A 20,877-nucleotide genomic window follows, 5' to 3' on the forward strand; every position below is an offset into this window, starting at 1 on the left:
CCTCAGACCGATCACAAGCTCATATCGTCGATATCACACCAGAATTACGGCCCGTGTCCGATCGCCTACCAACGGCAGCGCTTTGTCCGGTTTGATGGTCGTTCATGCCGCTGCGAGCGCCCGGAATGCGACGTCACGTCAGTGTGCCGGGCCCTCGGAAAGGGCGTGCGGCGAGCGGAGCTCGGGAGTGAATTCGACCGGAAGTTCACGCAGTCCACGCATGATCAGGCCACCGCGCCAGCGCAGGTTCTCCGGGCTCTCGGCCAGCCGCAGATCGGGCAGCCGGGAAAGCAGGGTGGCCAGCGCGGACCGCCCCTCCAGCCGGGCCAGCGGGGCTCCGATGCAGTAGTGGATGCCGTGCCCGAAGCCCAGGTGGGGGTTGTCGCTCCGGGCCAGGTCGAGGGTGTTCTCGTCGGAGAACCGGGCCGGGTCGCGGTCCGCCGCCGCCAGCACCACCAGCACCGGGTCGCCGACCGGGATCTCCACCCCGCCGATGGTCAGCGGCGCGGTCGCGAACCGCCAGGTCGCCAGCTCCACCGGCCCGTCGTAGCGCAGGAGTTCCTCGATCCCGGTCTCCAGCAGCGCCGTCTCACCACGCACCACCGACTCCTGCAGCAGCGCCCGCTGGTCCGGGTTGCGCAGCAACGCGTACGTCCCGTTGCCGATCAGGTTGACCGTGGTCTCGAACCCGGCGAAGAGCAGGATGAAGGCCATCGCGGCGGCCTCGTTCTCGGGCAGGTGCTCACCGTGGTCGCTCGCCCGGATCAGACCGGAGATCAGGTCGTCGCCGAGGTCGGCCCGCTTGCGGTGGATCAGTTCCAGCAGGTACGCCCGCATCCGTTTCACCGCCCGCCCCACGCCGCCACGTCGGCCGCCGCCCTGTCCCGGCTTGGTGTGTCGCACCATCATCCCGGCCCAGTCGCGGAAGTCGTCCTGGTCCTCGGCCGGCACGCCCAGCATGTCGCAGATCGCGTAGATGGGGAGCGGGAAGGCGAACTCGTGGATCAGGTCCGCCGAGCCGCGCTGCGCGAAGCCGTCGATCAGCCGGTCGGTCAGCTGCTGCACCCTCGGCTCGAACTCGGCCACCCGGCGCGGGGTGAACGCCTTCGACACCAGGCGGCGCAGCCGGGTGTGGTCCGGCGGGTCGATGTTCAGCAGGTGGGTCATCAGGTCCGCCTGCCGCTCCCCCGGGATGCCCACCCGGCCGGTGCGGTGCGCCTGCTCGCTGTGGTGCGCCGGGTTCTTCGACAGCCGGCTGTCCGCGAGCGCCTGCCGGGCGTCCGCGTACCTGGTCACCAGCCAGGCCTCCACCCCGCTCGGCAGCTCGGTGCGGTGCACCGGGGCGTGCTCGCGCAGCCAGGCGTAGGCGGGGTACGGGTCGGCGGCGAACTCCCAGGTGAAGAGCTGCGGGGCGGGCTGGGCGGCGGGCTGGGCGCCGTCGGGCTGAGCTGGCATGGGTCGACCGTAACCGCTGGACCGGACGCGCCCGGACGACCACCGGGGCCACCGCCGCGTCACCGGTGCGCGAACCGCCCGTGAGCGGCGTGCGAGCGGCGTGCGAGCGGCGTGCGACCAGCGCGCCGACTCTCCGTGAACGGGGCGTAGCCGGGTCGTGGACAGCCCTTGGAGAGCTCTTGGCCGGGCGGCAGGCGTGACCCTGGTCACCTGCGGGGTAATCCCTGTTGCGGAGGGTCAGGACGTGCCTACGATCCTCCGCAGTACGCGTGGGCGCCGGTGCGGTGTCGCCCACAGGGAGGAGCAGGCCATGCGGGTCAGCGGAGCAGTCGTCGTCATCGCGGTACTCGACGGCGGTTCGGGAGCCGACCTCGCCCGCCGGTTCGCCGCGGCCGGCGCCGCCGGGATGCTGATCGCCGACCAGCACGTCGGGATCGCCGAGGACCTCGCCGCCGAACTCGACCGGCCGGGCTGCCCGGTGGTGGGCGTCTGCGGCGACATCCGCCGGCCCAGCGACGTCGCCGCCCTGGTCGACACCGCCGAGAAGCACCTCGGTCCGATCGACCTCTTCTGCGTCGCCGGCCCGAAGGGCGAGCGGGTCGTCTCGCTCGCCGACCTGCCCGACCACCTCGACCTGGAGCGCCTCGCCGAACTGGTCGCCCTGATCGGCGAGGCCATCGGCGAACTCGTGCCGCCGCAGCGGCGCCCCGCCGGGAGCACCGCCACGGCCGCCTGAGCCGTCCGTCCCGTCCTACTCCGGCTTGAGCCCCTCGGCCGCGCGCACCGCGTCCCGGTAGCCGCGCGCGGCCGAGCGCAGGGCCGCGTCCACGTCCACCCCGGCGTCGTGCGCCCGCTGCGCCACCGCGAGCAGCAGCCGGCCCGCCGACTCCGCGGTCAGCTCGGCCGGCAGCTCGTACGGCTCGTCCGGCACCTCCGTGAAGCCGGCCCGGCGCACCCGGGACACCAGCTTCGCCGCGTACGCCAGCGCGGGCAGCCCGGCCGGCACGCCGTCCAGGACGGACTCCCGGTCCGCCTTCTCGGCCGCCTTCAGCTGCTCCCAGTTGGCCTCGACCTCGGCGGCGCCGCCGGCCTCGACGTCCCCGAACACGTGGGGGTGCCGGTACACCAGCTTGTCCACGATGTCCCCGGCCACGTCGTCGACGGTGAAGGGGTCGGTGGGGTGCTCCTCGGCGATCCGGGAGTGGAAGAACACCTGCAGCAGTACGTCGCCCAACTCCTCGCGCAGCGTGCCCCGGTCCCCCTCCTCGATCGCCTCGACCAGCTCGTAGGCCTCCTCGACCAGGTACTTCACCAGGCTCTCGTGGGTCTGCTCGGCGTCCCACGGGCAGCCGCCGGGCGAGCGCAGCCGGTCCATCACCGAGGCGAGGTCCAGCAGCCGGGCCCCCGGCAGGTCGTACGAGCCCGGCAGGACCTCGATCTCCGGAACCTCGCCGGCGTGCTCCACGGCGAGGCGGGCCAGCGCGTCCGTCAGCCCCGGGTCCCCGTCCGGGCTGCCCAGCCACACCGTCGGCCCGGCGTCGGCCGGCTGCCCGGTCAGCAGCCGGGCCAGGGCCGGCGCCGACCCGGCCGGGACCACCTCGACGGCCACCCCGGCCTGCCGCACGGCCGCCACCTGCGGGTGCCCCTCGTCGGCGACCAGCACCCGGCCCGCCGAGCGCAGCGCCTCCCAGGCCGGCCAGGTCAGCAGCCCGGGGGCCACCCGGTGGGTGGTGGTCAGCAGGATCAACTTCGCGCCCGGAGCGCTCGCCGGCACAGCATTCGTCGTCACACCTCGAACCTACCCGCCCCGCCCGCCCCCGGCCCCTGCCGATCCCGGGACGGCGGCGGTGACGGCGACGGCGACGGCCCCGGACCGGAGTCCGGGGCCGCCGCCGGACGCGGTGCTACTTCTTCGCCCCCGCCAGGTCGTCGAACATCGCCGACAGGAACTCGGTGCACCAGCCCAGCAGCTCCCGCCCGACCAGCGGCTTGCCGCCGATCCGCCCGGTGCTCGGCCGCGGCACCAGCAGCTGCTGGGCCGCCGCCTTGACCTGGCTGCGCGGGTAGAGCCGGTTCAGCCGCAGCTGCTGGGACTCGCGCAGCTCCACCGGGCCGAAGCGGACGTTCGCACCCTGAAGGGTGATGTCCGAGATCCCGCACCGCCGGGCGTACAGCCGCAGCGCGGCGACCAGCAGCAGGTTCTCCACCGGCTCGGGCAGCTTCCCGTAGCGGTCCACGAGTTCGTCCCGGACCTGCTGGATGTCCGCCTCCGAGTTGACCGCCGCGATCGAGCGGTAGGCCTGCAGCCGCAGCCGCTCGCCGGGCGCGTAGTCGTGCGGCACGTGGGCGTCGACCGGCAGCTCGATCTTCACCTCCAGCGGCTCCTCCTCCGGCTCCGCGCCGCCGTTGGCCAGCGACTCGCGGAACTCGGCCACCGCCTCGCCGACCATCCGCATGTAGAGGTCGAAGCCGACCCCCGCGATGTGCCCGGACTGCTCGCCGCCGAGCAGGTTGCCGGCGCCGCGGATCTCCAGGTCCTTCATCGCGACGTACATGCCGGCGCCCATCTCGGTGTGCTGGGCGATGGTGGCCAGGCGCTCGTGCGCCGTCTCGGTGAGCGGCTTCTCCGGCGGGTACAGCATGTACGCGTAGCCGCGCTCGCGGCCACGGCCGACCCGGCCGCGCAGCTGGTGCAGCTGGGAGAGGCCGAAGGTGTCGCCGCGCTCGACGATCAGGGTGTTGGCGTTGGAGATGTCGATGCCGGACTCCACGATCGTGGTCGACACCAGGACGTCGAACTCCTTCTCCCAGAAGTCGACGACGACCTTCTCCAGCTGGGTCTCCCCCATCTGCCCGTGCGCGGTGGCGATCCGCGCCTCGGGCACCAGGTCCTTCAGCCGGGCGGCCGCCTTGTCGATCGACTCCACCCGGTTGTGGATGTAGAACACCTGGCCCTCGCGCAGGAGTTCACGCCGGATCGCGGCCGAGATCTGCTTCTCGTCGTACGGCCCGACGAAGGTCAGCACCGGGTGGCGCTCCTCCGGCGGGGTGGTGATGGTGGACATCTCGCGGATGCCGGTGACCGCCATCTCCAGGGTGCGCGGGATCGGGGTCGCGGACATGGTGAGCACGTCCACGTTGGCGCGCAGCTTCTTCAGCTGCTCCTTGTGCTCGACGCCGAAGCGCTGCTCCTCGTCGACGATGACCAGGCCGAGGTCCTTGAACCTGGTCTCGGAGGAGAACAGCCGGTGGGTACCGATGACGACGTCCACCGAGCCCTCGAACAGGCCCTCCAGGACGGCCTTGGCCTCGCTGTCGGTCTGGAAGCGGGACAGCGCCTTCACGGTGACCGGGAAGTTGGCGTAGCGCTCGGCGAAGGTGGAGAAGTGCTGCTGCACCAGCAGGGTGGTCGGCACCAGCACCGCCACCTGCTTGCCGTCCTGCACCGCCTTGAAGGCGGCCCGGACGGCGATCTCGGTCTTGCCGTAGCCGACGTCGCCGCAGATCAGCCGGTCCATCGGGACGGACTTCTCCATGTCGGCCTTGACCTCGGCGATGGTGGTCAGCTGGTCCGGCGTCTCCGCGTACGGGAAGGCGTCCTCCAGCTCGCGCTGCCACGGGGTGTCCGGGCCGAAGGTGTGGCCGGGCGCGGCCATCCGCGCCGAGTACAGCCTGATCAGGTCGGCGGCGATCTCCTTGACCGCCTTCTTCGCCCGCTGCTTGGTCTTCGCCCAGTCCGCGCCGCCGAGCCGGTGCAGCGTCGGGGCCTCGCCGCCGACGTACTTGGTGACCTGGTCGAGCTGGTCGGTCGGCACGAACAGCCGGTCGCCGGGGTGGCCGCGCTTCGCGGGGGCGTACTCCAGCACCAGGTACTCGCGGGTGGCGCCCTGGACCGTGCGCTGCACCATCTCCACGTACCGGCCGACGCCGTGCGCCTCGTGCACCACGTAGTCGCCGGCCACCAGGGCCAGCGGGTCGATCGCGTTGCGGCGCCGGGACGGCATCCGGCGCATGTCCTTGGTGGAGGACCTCTGGCCGGACAGGTCGGTCTCGGTGACGACGGTGATCTTGAGTGCCTCGTCGACGAAGCCGTGCTCGATGGAGCCGCAGGCGACGTGGACGACGTCCCGGGTGGGCGCCTCGGCGAGGTCGGCGACCAGCCGGGCCGGGATGCCCTCGTTGCCGAGCACCTCGGCCAGGCGGGAGGCCGGGCCGTGGCCCTCCGTCACCATGACGACCCGCCAGTCGGCGGCCAGCCGCTCCTTGGCGTCGGCGATCGCCCGGGCGGTGTCGCCCCGGTAGGCCTCGACGGCGTGCATGCCGAGGGTCAGCGTGTTGGCGTCGAACTCCAGGATGGTGTCGACCGAGGACTCGCTGGTCGCGAACGGGCTGACCGACCACCAGGGCAGCCCGATCTCGGCGGCGTGCTCGCGCACCTCGGCGAGCGAGCGCAGCGAGGCGGCGGAGACGTCGATGGTCTCCAGGTCGATCGGCCGGTCACCGCCGGCCGCCGCGGCGACCCAGGAGGCCTGCAGGAACTCCTGGCTGGTGGCCACCAGGTCTGCGGCCCGGGTGCGGACCCGCTCCGGGTCGCAGACCACCGCGACCGAGCCGAGCGGCAGCACGTCGAGCAGCAGCTCCATGTCGTCCACCAGCACCGGCGCCAGCGACTCCATGCCCTCGACCGCGATGCCCTCGGCGATCTTGTCCAGGATCTCGGCCAACCCGGGCTGCGCGGCGGACAGTTCGGCGGCCCGGGCGCGCACCTCGTCGGTCAGCAGCAGCTCGCGGCAGGGCGGTGCCCACAGACCGTGCTCGGCGATCTCCAGCGAACGCTGGTCGGCGACCTTGAAGTAGCGGATCTCCTCGACGTCGTCGCCCCAGAACTCCACCCGCAGCGGGTGCTCCTCGGTCGGCGGGAAGACGTCCAGGATCCCGCCGCGGACGGCGAACTCACCGCGCTTCTCGACCAGTTCGACCCGCGCGTAGGCGGCCGCGGCGAGCCGGCGGGCCACCTCCTCCAGGTCGTGCGACTCCCCGCGCCCGACCGCCACCGGCTCCAGCTCGGCCAGCCCCTTCACCTGCGGCTGGAGCACCGAGCGGACCGGGGCGACGATCACCTGCACCGGCCCGGCCGCCGGGTCGTCGGCCCGCGGGTGCACGATCCGGCGCAGCACGGCCAGCCGGCGGCCGACGGTGTCCGAACGGGGCGACAGCCGCTCGTGCGGCAGGGTCTCCCAGGCCGGGTACTCGGCGACCGCGTCGGGGGGCAGCAGCGAGCGCAGCGAGGCGGCGAGGTCCTCGGCCTCCCGGCCGGTGGCGGTGACGGCGAGCACCGGGCGGCCCCGGTCGCCGGCGGCCTGCCCGGCCATCGCGCGGGCCAGTGCGGCGATCGCGAACGGCCGGGCGGCGGGCGGTCCGACCAGGTCCAGGTGGCGGCGGCCGCCGGCCGCGGCTCCGGTGGCGGTGGCCGCCTCGATCGCCTCGGCGAGCGCCGCGTCCCGCGCGACGACATCGAGCAGTCCGGTCAGGCTCATCTGGGGTCTCTTCTTCGTCCCGTGGCTGGTGCTGCCTCCGCGCGGCGAGAGGGCCGCCGGGGCAACGCGAACGGCCCGGCGCGCCGAGCGGCCGGGGGTGTCCAGCCTACGCCGCGGCACGGACGGGCACGCGGCGTACGAGCCCGGCGGGGCCGCACGGGCCGGGCACCGGTCCGCGCCGGGCCTGACATCCGCCACGAACTGGACATACTCCTGTCACTGCCCGTCCATGGAGATCGCGCACCATGGTGAACGTGCCCGCCGCACCCAACCGTGGGGGATGGCTGTGGCGGCACTGTCGCACCCCCGATGGGGGTCGGAGGTGCGAGGCCGGGCGACCCTGGGTGGGGGCGCCCGCCCAAGCGCCGGGAACCGTGGCGCCCTTTCCTGGAGGGCGCCACGGGTCTCGGCCTGCTCCGCTCGTCCACCCGCTCCGCGGAGCCGCTCCGGACGTCCGCACCCGTCCGGCCGACCGACACCGCCGCGCGGGGACTACCGGCGTGGTCGCCGATGCGCGCGGCGGCTGACGGCTAGCGGCGGCGGTAGGCCACCGTGTTGGGGGCCGCGTAGCCGGCGCCGTCGTCCACGATGATGATCTTCGGGATGATCCGGGTCTCCTCGGCGCCGTCCGCACCCTTCGCACCCGCCACGCCCGGCGTGCCGTCCCGCTCGGCCGCCGACAGGGGCGGCTGGGCCGGCTTCGGCGGCACCGAGGCCGGGGCGACCGGGCCGGTCACCACCTCCGTGTCCTCGGCGCCCTTGGGGGCGTTGGGGTCCTTGGGGTCGGCGGCCCTGGAGACGGCCGAGGAACCCCCGACCACCGGCTGCCGCACCGCAGTCGTCCGCTCCTGCGCCCGGGCGTCCGCCCCGCCGTCGGCCGGCTCCGCCTTCCGCAGGTCCGCCCACGGGATCTCCCCGGTGTCCGCCTCGGAGTCCACCGGCGCCGCGTCGGCCGCCTCGTCCGCCGGAGCCGCCTCCTCGGTCGGAGCCGCCTCCTCGGTCAGAGCCGCCTCGTCCGCCGGAGGCACCGCGTCGGTCGGAGCCGCCGGAGCCCCGGCGGCGGCGAGCGCCCCGGGCTCGATCTGCCCGACCGCCGCGCCCGTGAGCGAGGCCAGGGTGGCCTTGATGTGGTCCAGGTGCCGCTGCACGGTATCCAGCCGGGCGTCGAACTCGCGCTGCTCGCGCTCGCTCTCCGCGTGGATCCGCTCGGCCTCCCGGCGGGCCTTCTCGATCAACTGGTCGGCCTTGGCCTGGGCGTCCGTCTCCAGCTGCTTGATCTGGTTCAGCACGGTATCCCGGTGCTGCTCCGCCTCCTTGACCCGGCGCTCGGCGGTCGCCGAGACCTCGGCCTCCTCGGCGTCGGCCTTGGCCTCGGCCGCGGCGAAGGCCTCGTCGGCCTCGCGCCGCCTGATGGCCAGCTCGGCCTCGGCGTACTCGCTCGCCTCGGCGGCGGCCACCCGGACCTTGGCGGCGTAGGCGGTGGCGGCGTCACGGACGGCACGGCTCTCCCGGTCGGCCTCGGCGCGGATGCCCTCGGCCTCGGCACGGGTGCGCTCGTCGGTGCGGCGGGCGGCCGCGTCGGCCTCGGCGCGGGTGGTGGCGGCGTACTCCTCGGCCGCCTGGGCGAGCGCCTGCCCCTCCTCGTACACCTCGTCCCGAAGGTCCTCGGCGAAGCGCTCGGCCTTCTCCCGGACGGCGCGGGCCTCGTTCGCGGCCATCTCGGCCAGTCCGGCGGCCTGGTCGCTGAGCACCAGGTAGTCCGGCTCCGGGGCCTCCTCGGCGGCGCGGCGGATGGCCTCCAGCCGGGTCTCCATCTGCCGGATCCCGGCTCCCAGGACACTCAACCGCTCCCACGCCTCGTCGCGCTGGGCGGTCAGGGCGACGAGCGCCCGGTCGACCTGCTCGGGCGCGTAGCCGCGCCGGGCCTGGCTGAAGCCGTACTGGGGGACGGCGTCGCTCATGGGCTCTTCCCCTCGTTTCGCGGGCTGCGGAGCCCATGATCGGACGGAACCGCCGGATCCGGAACCGGTTGGGAGACCGGGGCCGGATTCGACCGTCGTGCGGACCGGAATACGTCGAGGACCGGACGAATAGACCCATCCTCTTGACCTATTTTGCGCAGATCCGGACGAAACCCCAACGAGGCACAGCTGTCGGGACATGCCGGAGGGGTCGTTCCGGACACCGGAACGACCCCTCCCCACCTGCGAGGATCCGTGACGGTCCGCTACAGCAGACCGTCCCAGAACTGCTCCAGCAGCACGGCCCACCAGGTGTCCGTGGACTGCAGGGCCGCCGGGTCGATCGCGGCGAGCTCCGCCTGGAAGTCGGTCGTCCAGCGACCGGCCTGCTCCGGCGTCAGCCCGTACCGCAGCCGCCACATCCGGCCCAGCAGGGCCAGCGCGCGGACGAACTCCGGTACACCGCTGTTGACGAAGCGCGGCGGCTGGCCGGTTCCGTCGACATCCACGGCCACCACGTTCGCGGTGCCGTACTGGACGCACAGCTGACGGCCGTAGTCGTTGCCGAGCACCAGGTAGCCGCCGAAGTCGGTGGCCGCGGGCAGGCCGCGCTCGGCGGCCAGCTCGGCCAGCGTCGGGATCGGCCGGCCCTCCTGCGCCTGGGCCCAGAAGAACGGCCCGAAGTCGCGCGGCAGCCCGGCCCACATCAGCGTCTGCGACACCGGCTCGGGCACGCCCTGGCGGGAGACGGCACGCTGCTCGTAGCGGAACAGGTTCTGCCCGAAGGCCGTCCCCAGCTCCTGGGCGAGCTGCTGGGGCGCCAGCGGGGGCAGCGGCTGGACCGACCCGGGCGCGGGCAGCGGGGCCCGGAACGGGCGGACCCGCTGGGCGCCGGAGGCCAGCTGGTGCAGCTCGTCCAGGTGGTCCAGCAGCTCGGCCATCCCGGCCTGCCGGGAGGCGTGGTCACGGCCGTACGGGGCGGTGTGGGTCAGCCGCACGTTCGGCCAGGAGGCCGCGATCATGCGGTTGCAGTAGCCGCCGGGCAGGTCGCAGGACTCCAGCTCGGTGTAGAGCTCCAGCACCTGCTCCGGGGGCACGTTCAGCCGGCGCAGGTCCTGCAGGATCTTCCACTCCGGGTGCGGGGTGCCGGGCTCGCTGCGGTGCAGCAGCTTCTGCTCGGAGCCGTCCGGGCCCCGGTAGCTGAGCGCGGCGAAGTAGCCCGGGCCGACCGCGGGCACCCCGGGCGGCACCGGCGCGCCCGGCGGCGGGCCGGTGACCGGAGTCGGCGGGACGACGCCGGGCGCGGCGCCCGCGTTCGGGTAGCCGTACCCGGCCGCGGGCGCGGCGGGGGCGGCCGGACCACCGGGCGGCGGCGGGACGGCGGGGCCGCCCGACGGCGGGGTGCCCGGGTCCGCCGGGCCGCCGAGCAGAGCCGGGTCGATCGCGCTGGCCAGCTGGGTCGCCTCGTACGCCACCCCGGCGGCTGCCGGGGCGGGCGCGCCCTGCGGGGCCGGGGCGGGGGCGGCACCGGCGCGCAGGCCCGCCGGGGGCGGGGGCGGCGGGGTCGAACCGGCCGAACGGCCACCGGGGCTGCCGACGGGCACGCCGGAGCCCGGGGTGTGCCGCAGCTCGGCGGGCGGGGGCGGCGGCGGGGCCGAGCCCGGAGTGCGGCCCAGCCCGCCCGCACCGGACGGACCGCCGCCGCCGGGCGACCCGCCGCGCAGCGCACCCGGCGGGGGCGGCGGCGGGGCCGAGGCCGGGGCGCGGCCGAGGCCGCCCTGGGCCCCGGCGGCGGGCGGGGCCGCCGGGCCGGGGGCACCCGGCAGCCCGGCCAGCCCGCCGGGTGAGGCCAGCATGGTGGGCGCCTGCTCCACCGGGGCACCGCCGGCGGGCGGGGCGGCCGGGGTACCGGGCGTGGCGAGCATGGTCGGCGCCTGCTCCACCGGGGCACCGGGCGGGGTCGCCGGAGCGCCGGGCAGGCCCATCAGGCCGGGCATCGCGTCCGGCGGCGCGAGCAGCGTCGGCGCCGGCTCGACGGCCGCGGCGGGTGCCGGGGCCGGCGGGGTGACGGGCGTCGCGGCCGGGGGCTGGGCGGTCGGGGGCTGGGCGCCGACCGGCGGGACCGGGGGCATGCCGCCGCCCGGGGGCATCAGCATGGTCGCGGCCTCCGCCCCGGCGGGGGCGGGCGCGTCGGGCAGGTCCGAACCGGAGGTGCGCAGGCCCTCGGGCATCAGGACGGTCGCCGCCTCGGCCCCGACAGGGGCGGCCGGCGGCGCGGGCGCGACCGGAGGCACCGGCGCGGCGGCCGGCGGCCGCGGGGCGACGGGCGGCTCGTCGCCGGGCGGCGGGGCCAGCATGGTCGGCGCGTCCCCGGCGGGCCGGTCGGAGACCGGCGGCTCGGTCAGCACGGCGGGCGCGGACGGCACCTGAGGCACCGGCGCGGGCGGCTCCGCGGCGGCCACCGGAGCGGCCGCCGGAACAGGTGCGGGAGCCGGAACGGGCGCGGGGGCCGGAGCTGGAGAAGGCGCAGCAGCGGCGGCAGCGGCGCCGCCCAGCTTCTCCGCCTCCGCCGCGATCGCCGCCGCCCCCGCCTCCTGCAGCCACTGCGGCGGGCTGAGCAGGAAGGAGGTGGCCTCCACCGGCCCCGGCGCGGGCTTCGCCGCCCCCGCCGGGTTGGCCGCGACCGGCCGCCCGTACACCTCCTCGTACTGCCGGACCACCTCGTTGACGGGCAGCGCGGGCCACAGCGTGCTGGCGCCCGAGTCACGGGCGATCACCAGCCGCGCCTCACCCGAGCCCGAGCCCGAGCCGGACCCGCCGTCGGCACCGGTACCGGCACCGGCCGCCGCCTCCGCGGGCGAGACCGCCCAGCAGACGAAGCCCAGGTCGAACTCCCGGACCCGCACCTCGCGCTGCTGCCCCTGCGGCACGCCGCCGTTGATCCACTCCTCGGCGAGCTCCTGCGCCTGCGCGTACGTCACCACGCCCGGTTCACCCCTGTCCCCGTCGTCCCCACTCGTTCCCTCAACGCCGTTCCCGCGGTCACGTCAGTCCACCGGGACGGCCCGGGCGAACCCGCCGTCCACCATCAGCTCCGCGACCGTCTCCAGCTCCGGCGGACTGCCGGCCAGCCGCAGCAGGAAGGCGTCGAAGTCGTCCCCGCAGGGCAGCAGCAGCCGGGCGCAGCGGTCCTCCGGCGCCTCCGGGGCGCCGGAGTCGCGGGCGTCGTCGTACAGATGGAACCAGACCGAGCCGACCCGGTCGCCGCGCACCTTGAGCGCGACGATGCCGCCCTGCGCGTAGGCGATGCCGAGGTAGTCCTTGGTGAAGTGGTCGCGCAGGCACTTGTTGGCGTACACGACGTCCTCGGTGCCGTACTCCTCGGTGAGGGTCAGGAACGGCTGGTCGAACAGCATGCCGAGCTCGGTGTCCAGCGCCACCCCGACCGGGCGGCGGCCGCCGCCCAGCTTGAGGAAGGTGCGGTAGGCGCCGGGCAGCCGGTAGCCGAGGCGCTCCTCGGCGCGCTGCACCAGGTCCTCGGGGACGCCGATCGGGTCCCCGCCGTCCTTGGCCAGCGAGAAGTGGACGGGCCGGCGCTCCTGCAGCGGGCGGGTGCCGCGGCGCGAGTGGTCGGCGGGCGAGGTGGCCAGGCCGCCGTGGTGCCGCAGCAGGGCCTTGACCTCGACCGGGACGAGCTCCATCCGGCGCCAGCCGGGGGCGGCCCGGCCGACCGCGTGGTGCCAGGTCCAGCCGGGCGGGGTGGCCACGGCGGTCTCCAGGTCGGCCCAGAGCGGGTGGCCCTGGGTGAACAGCGCGACGTTGGCCGAGACGTAGTCGGTGAGCCGCAGTTCGTCCACGCCGAAGCCCTCCGGCGGGTCGGCGACCTCGGCCGCCGCGGCGGCGTACGGGCCGAAGTCCGGGTAGCCGGACTCGTCCACCCGGACCCCGGCCGGGTGCCGCTCCGCGCGGACCGGATCCGGGAACTGCACCACCTGACCTGCGTACGCCGCGTTCGGTGCGGCGGCGACGCCGGGCCGACCTGTCGTCATCTGGGAGCCCCCACTGGCTGCTGCAAATTCTTCGGTGCGCTTGCTGGGCACCAGCCTATTGGTTCACCCGCCCGGGCGATCCCCCGCACCCGCAGCCCGTTCCAACACCTCCACGAGCCGCGGTCGCCGTGCCGTCGTGAGGTCCGGGTTCGTCGGCGGTCCGAGCGGTTCCCGGGTGTTCGACGTCATCGACCCGGCGGTCCAACGTCCGGAGCGGGCACCGGAGTCGGTCCTCCGGCGGGACCCCGCGCGGCCGGCCGCGCCCCCTCGGCTCGTTGCCGGGACCGTACCGGCCGGGGCCCGGGACGGGGGGCGGTTCCGGGCGGACACGTCATGACGAGGCCGTGCGGATCCGGCCCTGGCTGCGGCCGGGATGCGGATGGACCGCGGGCGCGATCAGCCGGGAACCGCACGGGTGTTCGCCCCGCCCGCACCCCGGTTGTGCGGTTGTCGGGGTCGAATGACAGGCTTGCCCCGGACCCCACGGGGCCCAACAGGAACCGGACCGCCAGGAACGAGGAGGAGGACGCCGCATGACCACCGGTGAGCCTGCGGGCCCGCCCGTGCTGCGCCACCACCGCGACAGCCTGCTGCCCGCCGTCGCCGCCGCGCTGTCGCTCAAGGGCGGCGAGGTGCACACCCTGGCGGGCGGCAAGGACGACCGGCGCCCGGTCCTGCACCCGCTGGTCGGCGAGTTCCTGGACACCCTGCCGGTCGAGGCCCGCGAGCGGTTCACCGGCCGCTGCCCGGAGGCCGTCCTGCTCTCCCAGTACCTGACCACGGTCGACGGCAAGCGCTCGAAGCGCGCCGCCCGCAAGCCGATGAGCCTGCACGAGGCCCGCAAGGCGCTCAAGGGCGCCCGGATGACGACCCTGCGGATCCGCGAGGAGGGCGACCCGGCGCACGGCACCCACGCCCCGCCGTGCCGCTCCTGCGTCCCGATGCTGGAGCACTTCACCGTGCTGAGCGTCGCCGTCGGGCCGCCGGCGCGCTGAGCCGTCCGCACGCCGGACGCCCGCGCCCGCAGCCCCTCGTACGCCCCCGTCCCCGAGCTCCCGGAGCACACCCTGAACCCGCCCAGCCCGCCCCCGCCCGCACCGGCCACCCTCGTCCCGGGCACCCCGCCCCCGGCCGGCACCGGACGGACCCGCCCGCGCTTCCCCGCCGACGTCGCCGCCGAGCTCAAGGCCTCCGGCTGGCACCCCGGCCGCTGGCAGATCCAGCAGGCCGAGGAGTGGGCCGACACCCTGGTCGGTTACGGCGGTCCCGGCGGCGTCCCGCACGCCGTGTTCCCGGCGGCCGTGGAGGCCTGGGCCGAGTTCGGCGGCCTCGCCTTCGACCTGTCCGGCCCGGGCCGCCAACTGGCCCGCACACCCTTCCTGATCGACCCGATGCGCGGCCTGCACCAGCCGCGCACCCTCTTCGACCTCGGCCGGGCGCTGGGCACCCGGCTCGCCCCGCTCGGCGAGGAGGCGTACGGGCAGGCGCTGCTGGCGGTCGACGAGGAGGGCCGGGTCTACAGCCTGGACCACACCGGCGAGTGGTTCCTCGGCCACGGCATCGACCAGGCGATCAGCACCCTCGTCCTGGGCACCGCCCCGGAACGGCTGCGCACCGCCGGGGAGTACGCGCCCTGAGGCCTGTCGCCGCCCCGCAGACGGGAGTTCGAGGACAGACCCCGGGGAGACCCTAGGGCAGTCCCTGACCCAGCCGGTCACCGCGGACGGCCAGCCGGGACGGCAGCACCGCCTCCACCCGGAACCCGCCGTCCGCCTCCGGCCCGGACGAGAAGGTGCCGCCCAGCGCGATCACCCGCTCCCGCATCCCGACCAGCCCGTTGCCGCCGCTGGGCAGTTTCGCCGCGCCCCGCTCCCCGCCCGGGCAGGCGTTCACCACACTCACCCGCACCCCGTTCGGCGCGTACGCCAGCAGCACCGACACCTGGGCGCCGCCCGCGTGCTTGTGGGCGTTGGTCAGCCCCTCCTGGACGACCCGGTAGGCGGTCTGCTCGGCCTCGCCGGTGAACTCCTGCCGGCTGCCGCTGACCGTCAGCGTCACCGCCATCCCGGCCGCCCGGGACTGGTCCACCAGCCGGGGCAGCCCGGTCAGCGAGTCCGGCTCCGGCTGCCGTTCGTCGTCCATCCGCAGCACGCCGAGGATCTCGCGCAGCTCGTTGAGCGCCTGCCGGCCCACCTCGCCCATCAGCTTGGCGCTCTGCGCGGCCTTCTCCGGGTCCTTGACGACTATTCGCTCCAGCGCCCCGGCGTGCACCACCATCAGCGAGACCCGGTGCGCCACCACGTCGTGCATCTCCCGGGCGATCCGGGTGCGCTCCTCCAGCCGGGCCCGGCGGGCGCGCTCCTGGGCCTGCTCGGCCAGCAGGTCCAGTTCGGTCTCCAGTCCGTGCGCCCGGTCCTTGAGCGACTCGATCAGCCGCCGCCGCGCCCCCACGTACAGGCCGGTCACCACCGGGGCGACGGTCAGCCCGACCGCCACCAGCAACGAGAACAGGATCTGGATCCACAGCGGCGGCTGCTCCACCGGGGAGTCACCCGGCACGATCAGCGTCACCGCGATCACGGCCGCCGCCTCGGCGAAGGCCAGTGCGGACAGCGCCACCACCCGTCGGCGCCGGGAGGGCCACTCCCAGGTCTCGGCCAGCGTGTACAGCGACACCACCAGCAGCACCACGCCCAGCATCCCGGGCGTCACCAGCAGCGTCGCCAGCACCGGTACGGCCGGCCAGCGCCGGCGCACCACCAGCGAACCGCCGGCCACCGTGCCGAGCACCGCGATCCCGACCGCGCCCACGAAGCTCACGTGGATCCGCGCGGACAGGAAGGCGATCGTGCCGGCCGAGCACTCGACCGCGGCGAGCAGCGCCAGCCCGATGTCGAGGAGGGCGCTGCGCCGCCGCTTCCACCACCAGAACGACCGGACCGGCACGCGCTCCCCAGGCGACTTGCTCATGCCCCAAAGACTAAGCGGCGACCCCTCCCCTTCCCCACCGGGATTGCCGGGTACGCCTCCCCGCATCCTCAAGTGGTCCAGACCACAGGTGGTTTTCGGCAGCTCTGTCCGCCATCCGGCCACCTCTCGGACAGCAACCGCCCCGACACCTATGCTGGTCGCGTCGGACAGCGCGGTCCGCACGCGTCACACCCGCCACACTGCGCGTGGACCTGTGACGATGAGCCGTTGCCGAACCCCACCACCACAGGGAGCCAGCCGTGACCGCTCCGGTCCCCACCCCGGCGGACAGTCCCACCGCCATCGCCGACAATGCCGCCCTGCGCGCGGACATCCGCCGCCTCGGCGACCTGCTCGGCGAGACGCTGGTCCGCCAGGAGGGCCCCCAGCTGCTGGGCCTGGTCGAACAGGTCCGCCTGCTCAGCCGCACCGACGGCGAGGCCACCGCCGAACTCCTCTCCGACATCGACCTGGACACCGCCGCCAAGCTGGTCCGCGCCTTCTCCACCTACTTCCACCTCGCCAACGTCACCGAGCAGGTGCACCGCGGACGGGAGTTCGCCACCCGCCGCGCCCGCGAGGGCTCGCTGCTCGCGCAGACCGCCGACCAGCTCGCCGACGCCGACCCCAAGCACCTCGAAGACACCCTGGCCCACCTCGCGGTCCGCCCGGTCTTCACCGCCCACCCCACCGAGGCCGCCCGCCGCAGCGTGCTCAACAAGCTGCGCCGGATCGGCGAACTCCTCGACCGCATCCACCGCGAGGAGCTCACCTCCGGCCTGGCCGCCGCCGACCCGGCCCGCACCAGCAGCGCCAAGCGCTCGGCCGACCGCCGCCTCGCCGAGGTCATCGACCTGCTCTGGCAGACCGACGAACTGCGCATCGCCCGGCCCGAGCCCACCGACGAGGCCCGCAACGCCGTCTACTACCTGGACGAGCTCTACCGCGAGGCCGTCCCCGAGGTCCTGGAGGAGCTGCACGAGGAGCTCGCCCGGGTCGGCCTCAGCCTGCCCGAGGGCGTGCGCCCGCTCACCTTCGGCACCTGGATCGGCGGCGACCGGGACGGCAATCCCAACGTCACCCCGCAGGTCACCTGGGACGTCCTCAACCTCCAGCACGAGTACGGCATCAAGGACGCCCTGGCCGCGATCGACGACCTGCGCAACACCCTCTCCACCTCCGAGCGGCTGGCCGGCGCCTCGGTCGAACTGCTCGCCTCGCTCAACACCGACCTGCACCGGCTCCCCGAACTCAGCCCCCGCTACAAGCGGATGAACGCCGAGGAGCCGTACCGCCTCAAGGCCACCTGCATCCGGCTCAAGCTGGAGAACACCCGCGAGCGCCTGGCCGGCGGCACCCCGCACGTCGAGGGCCGCGACTACGTCGGCACCCGCGAGCTGATCGCCGACCTGCGGCTGATCCAGGACTCGCTGCGCGCCCACCGCGGCGAGCTGATCGCCGACGGCCGCCTCGCCCGCGCCATCCGCACCATCGAGGCCTTCGGCCTCCAACTCGCCACCATGGACGTGCGCGAGCACGCCGAGGCCCACCACCACGCCCTCGGCCAGCTCTTCGACCGGCTCGGCGAGGAGGCCTGGCGCTACGCCGACATGCCCCGCGAGTACCGGCAGAAGCTGCTCGCCAAGGAGCTGCGCTCGCGCCGCCCGCTCGCCCCCACCCCGGCCCCGCTGGACGCGGCCGGCACCAAGACCCTCGGCGTCTTCAACACCATCCGCGAGGGCTTCGAGCGCTTCGGCGACGAGATCGTCGAGAGCTACATCATCTCGATGTGCCAGGGCGCCGACGACGTCTTCGCCGCCACCGTGCTGGCCCGCGAGGCCGGCCTGATCGACCTGCACTCCGGGATCGCCAAGATCGGCATCGTGCCGCTGCTGGAGACCACCGAGGAGCTCCAGCAGGCGGACCGCATCCTGGACGAGATGCTCTCCGACCCCTCCTACCGGCTGCTCGTCTCGCTGCGCGGCGACGTCCAGGAGGTCATGCTCGGCTACTCCGACTCCTCCAAGTTCGGCGGCATCACCACCTCCCAGTGGGAGATCCACCGCGCCCAGCGCCGGCTGCGCGACGTCGCCCACCGCTACGGCATCCGGCTGCGGCTGTTCCACGGCCGCGGCGGCACCGTCGGCCGCGGCGGCGGCCCCTCGCACGAGGCCATCCTGGCCCAGCCCTGGGGCACCCTGGAGGGCGAGATCAAGGTCACCGAGCAGGGCGAGGTCATCTCCGACAAGTACCTGCTCCCCTCCCTCGCCCGGGAGAACCTGGAGCTGACCATCTCCGCCACCCTCTCCGCCTCCGCGCTGCACACCGCCCCGCGCCAGGCCCCCGAGGAACTGGCCCGCTGGGACGCCGCGATGGACCGGGTCTCCGAGGCCGCCCACACCGCCTACCGCGCCCTGGTCGACCAGGAGGACCTGCCGAAGTACTTCTTCGCCTCCACCCCGGTCGACCAGCTCGCCTCGCTGCACCTGGGCTCCCGCCCGTCCCGCCGCCCCGACTCCGGCGCCGGACTGGACGGCCTGCGGGCCATCCCGTGGGTGTTCGGCTGGACCCAGTCCCGCCAGATCGTCCCCGGCTGGTACGGCGTCGGCTCCGGACTCGCCGCCGCCCGCGCGGCCGGCCTCGGCGACGTGCTGGACGAGATGCACGGCCAGTGGCACTTCTTCCGCAACTTCCTGTCCAACGTCGCCATGACGCTGGCCAAGACCGACCTGCGGATCGCCCGCCACTACGTCGAGCAGCTGGTGCCCCTCGAACTGCGGCACATCTTCGACCAGATCGTCGCCGAGCACGAGCTCACCCTGCGCGAGGTGCTGCGGCTCACCGGCGAGAGCGAACTGCTGGAGCACAACCCGGTGCTGAAGCAGACCTTCACCGTCCGCGACGCCTACCTCGACCCGATCTCCTACCTCCAGGTCGCGCTGCTGCGCCGCCAGCGCGAGGAGGTCGCGGCCGGCCGCCACGAGGACCCGCTGCGCGCCCGCGCGCTGCTGCTCACCGTCAACGGCATCGCCGCCGGCCTGCGCAACACCGGCTGACCGCCGCCCGGACACGCGTCGGGGCCGGTGCTCTCCAGGAGCACCGGCCCCGACGCCGTTTCAGGGTCCGACCGAGACCAGGTTCCCGAACTCCCGGACGATCTCCGCCCTGGCGGTCTCCGCCTGCGGGGTGTGGACGATCACCCCCTTGCCGTCCGGAGCGATCTCCACCCAGGCGATGTGCACGCCCTTCGTCGCCGCCCAGTCACCGGCCTCCGCGCGGATCTCCTTGGCGAGCGTCAGCTGCGCGGGGTACGAGGGCGCGGCGACGAACCGCAGCTTCACCGCGGGCCACTCGGCCACGACTCGCGACACGGCGGCATCCAGGCCCGTCGGGGCCGGGTTGCGCATCACGACCAGCGTGCCCGTGGCCGTCTCCAGGCAGGTCGCGAAGTAGTGGTCCCCGTACTCCTGCCGCGCCGTCCGCTCGACCGCCTGTCCCGCCGCCACCAGGTCCGCCTGCCCCTGTCGGTCCGACGCCGATGCCGAGGCCGGCCCGCTCCCGCAGCTCAGGACGCTCTTCACCCGCTCATCGGTCTCCGCCCCCCGCAAGGGCATCCCCTTCCCGGTCGGGGACGCGGTCGGCCCCACGACCGCAAGCGCCGCCGGCCCGTTGGCCGCACCGCCACCGCCACCGCCCCCGCCGCCCAGCTGCGTCAGCGCCCCCGCGCCGACCGCCAGCACCGCCACCGCCACCACTCCCCGCAGCGCCCGCTGCCGCCGGGCCCGCCGACGCCCCGCCTCGCGCAGTTCGGCCAGCGGCGGGCTGCCGCCGATCCCCGCCGCACGCGCCCCGAGCCGGATCGACAGCTCGCCCTCGAAGTCGTCCTCAGCGGCCACGTCCCACCAACTCCTTCGCCGGTTCCAGTTCCTGTCGAAGCGCCTTGATGCCGCGCGCCAGGTGGGTCTTCGCCGTGGTCACCGAACACCCCAGCTCCACCGCCACCTGGGCGACGGGCAGGTCGAGGTAGTAGCGCAGCACCACCGCCGCCCGCTGGCGTCGCGGCAGCCCGGCCAGCGCCGCCGCCAACTGACCGTCCCGCTCGGCCTCCTGGGCCGCCGGACCGTCCGGCGGGGTGGACGTCAGCACCTCGCGCCTGGTCCGGCGCCACCGTGAGACGTGGGTGCGGACCATCGTCCTGCGGACGTACCCCTCGGCCGCCCCGGGCTCCCGGATTGCCGACCGCTTCGGGTACACCCGTGCCAGGGCGTCGTGCAACAGGTCCCGGGCGTCGTGGACATCCCCGGTGATCAGGTACGCCCCCCGCAGGAGGGCCTGGTACCGCGCCGCGACGAACTCGTCGAACGGGTCGGATCCGGAACCCCTCGGGCGCATCGATTCGCGCTTCATACCCTCACGACGCACCGGCCGCCGGAAACGGATGACAGGGACGACGAAGGGCCGGCGCCCACTTCCGTGGACACCGGCCCTCACCTCACGTTCCTACTCCGCGGGCTCGCCCGCGCGCCGGCGCTTCAGCCACAGCGCCGCTCCGCCGGCCGCGACCACCAGGCCGCCGCCGACCGCCAGCAGCCCGGCGTCGGGGCCGACCGAATCGCCCAGCACCGGGCTGAACTGCGCCGCCGCGGGCTCCGGCGTGACCGCCGGATCCGGCTCGGCCACCGGATCGGCGTGCGCCACCGCACCGCTGGACAGCAGCATCCCCGCCGCCCCCAGCGCACCGGCAGTACCCATCCGTCGTCCGAGCTGCTTCAGCCGGACCACCCGGAGCCGCCGAAGTCGGCGGACCGGACGCAATCTCCGCATCGAGAACTCCCCAGGACCCGTTCGCGTACCAGGGCGACGCTATCCGATCCCGCACAGGCTTCTCACACGGATTCAGGTTTG

At 74.7% G+C, this 20,877-nt stretch carries 14 protein-coding genes; 4 read left to right on the forward strand and 10 right to left on the reverse strand.

Annotated elements, in window-relative coordinates; translation table 11 throughout:
• Positions 1-138 precede the first annotated feature (138 nt).
• Positions 139-1,455, reverse strand: a complete 1,317-nt coding sequence (locus ACZ6Z8_RS09990) for a cytochrome P450 family protein (RefSeq protein WP_465608007.1) — start codon at positions 1,453-1,455, stop codon at positions 139-141.
• A 310-nt stretch (positions 1,456-1,765) separates the two neighbouring features.
• Between ACZ6Z8_RS09990 and ACZ6Z8_RS09995 the strand changes: the two genes are divergently transcribed.
• Positions 1,766-2,191: an SDR family NAD(P)-dependent oxidoreductase gene (locus ACZ6Z8_RS09995; RefSeq protein WP_465608009.1), complete on the forward strand. Its 426-nt coding sequence runs from the start codon at positions 1,766-1,768 to the stop codon at positions 2,189-2,191.
• Between the two features lie 15 nt (positions 2,192-2,206).
• Here the strand turns inward: ACZ6Z8_RS09995 and ACZ6Z8_RS10000 are convergent, their stop codons facing one another.
• From ACZ6Z8_RS10000 to ACZ6Z8_RS10020, 5 genes are all read right to left on the reverse strand, one after another.
• Positions 2,207-3,244, reverse strand: coding sequence for a nucleoside triphosphate pyrophosphohydrolase (locus tag ACZ6Z8_RS10000; protein ID WP_465608010.1), 1,038 nt, complete (start codon positions 3,242-3,244; stop codon positions 2,207-2,209).
• A gap of 115 nt (positions 3,245-3,359) precedes the next feature.
• The gene (mfd, locus tag ACZ6Z8_RS10005) at positions 3,360-6,992 is read right to left on the reverse strand and encodes a transcription-repair coupling factor (RefSeq protein WP_465608012.1); all 3,633 of its coding nucleotides are present in this window, start codon (positions 6,990-6,992) and stop codon (positions 3,360-3,362) included.
• A 530-nt stretch (positions 6,993-7,522) separates the two neighbouring features.
• Entirely contained in the window at positions 7,523-8,953 is a 1,431-nt protein-coding gene (locus tag ACZ6Z8_RS10010) for a hypothetical protein (RefSeq protein ID WP_465608014.1), read from the reverse strand.
• Positions 8,954-9,219: 266 nt separating this feature from the next.
• Positions 9,220-11,937 carry an SUKH-4 family immunity protein gene (locus ACZ6Z8_RS10015; RefSeq protein ID WP_465608016.1) on the reverse strand — a complete coding sequence of 906 codons (2,718 nt, stop codon included), beginning with the start codon at positions 11,935-11,937 and terminating at the stop codon, positions 9,220-9,222.
• A gap of 63 nt (positions 11,938-12,000) precedes the next feature.
• The gene (locus ACZ6Z8_RS10020) at positions 12,001-13,002 is read right to left on the reverse strand and encodes an HNH endonuclease (protein ID WP_465608018.1); all 1,002 of its coding nucleotides are present in this window, start codon (positions 13,000-13,002) and stop codon (positions 12,001-12,003) included.
• Between the two features lie 533 nt (positions 13,003-13,535).
• Between ACZ6Z8_RS10020 and ACZ6Z8_RS10025 the strand changes: the two genes are divergently transcribed.
• Together ACZ6Z8_RS10025 and ACZ6Z8_RS10030 are read left to right on the forward strand one after the other, a co-directional pair.
• Positions 13,536-13,997, forward strand: coding sequence for a YwqJ-related putative deaminase (locus ACZ6Z8_RS10025; protein WP_465608020.1), 462 nt, complete (start codon positions 13,536-13,538; stop codon positions 13,995-13,997).
• 72 nt (positions 13,998-14,069) lie between these two features.
• The gene (locus tag ACZ6Z8_RS10030; protein WP_465608437.1) at positions 14,070-14,639 is read left to right on the forward strand and encodes an SUKH-3 domain-containing protein; all 570 of its coding nucleotides are present in this window, start codon (positions 14,070-14,072) and stop codon (positions 14,637-14,639) included.
• 52 nt (positions 14,640-14,691) lie between these two features.
• Here the strand turns inward: ACZ6Z8_RS10030 and ACZ6Z8_RS10035 are convergent, their stop codons facing one another.
• On the reverse strand, positions 14,692-15,972 hold the full coding sequence (locus ACZ6Z8_RS10035) for a sensor histidine kinase (RefSeq protein ID WP_465608021.1): 1,281 nt from the start codon (positions 15,970-15,972) through the stop codon (positions 14,692-14,694).
• 260 nt (positions 15,973-16,232) lie between these two features.
• Between ACZ6Z8_RS10035 and ppc the strand changes: the two genes are divergently transcribed.
• Positions 16,233-19,028, forward strand: coding sequence for a phosphoenolpyruvate carboxylase (gene ppc, locus ACZ6Z8_RS10040; protein ID WP_465608023.1), 2,796 nt, complete (start codon positions 16,233-16,235; stop codon positions 19,026-19,028).
• Positions 19,029-19,088: 60 nt separating this feature from the next.
• On the opposite strand, the gene ACZ6Z8_RS10045 is transcribed toward ppc, so the two are convergent.
• From ACZ6Z8_RS10045 to ACZ6Z8_RS10055, 3 genes are all read right to left on the reverse strand, one after another.
• Positions 19,089-19,868 carry a hypothetical protein gene (locus tag ACZ6Z8_RS10045; protein ID WP_465608025.1) on the reverse strand — a complete coding sequence of 260 codons (780 nt, stop codon included), beginning with the start codon at positions 19,866-19,868 and terminating at the stop codon, positions 19,089-19,091.
• Complete coding sequence (locus ACZ6Z8_RS10050) at positions 19,858-20,379, reverse strand: SigE family RNA polymerase sigma factor (protein ID WP_465608027.1); 522 nt, start codon at positions 20,377-20,379, stop codon at positions 19,858-19,860. The genes ACZ6Z8_RS10045 and ACZ6Z8_RS10050 overlap by 11 nt, the downstream gene beginning before the upstream one ends.
• Before the next feature lie 93 nt (positions 20,380-20,472).
• Positions 20,473-20,796, reverse strand: coding sequence for a hypothetical protein (locus ACZ6Z8_RS10055; RefSeq protein ID WP_402811995.1), 324 nt, complete (start codon positions 20,794-20,796; stop codon positions 20,473-20,475).
• Positions 20,797-20,877 lie beyond the last annotated feature (81 nt).

This window comes from Kitasatospora sp. NPDC101108, assembly GCF_055584725.1.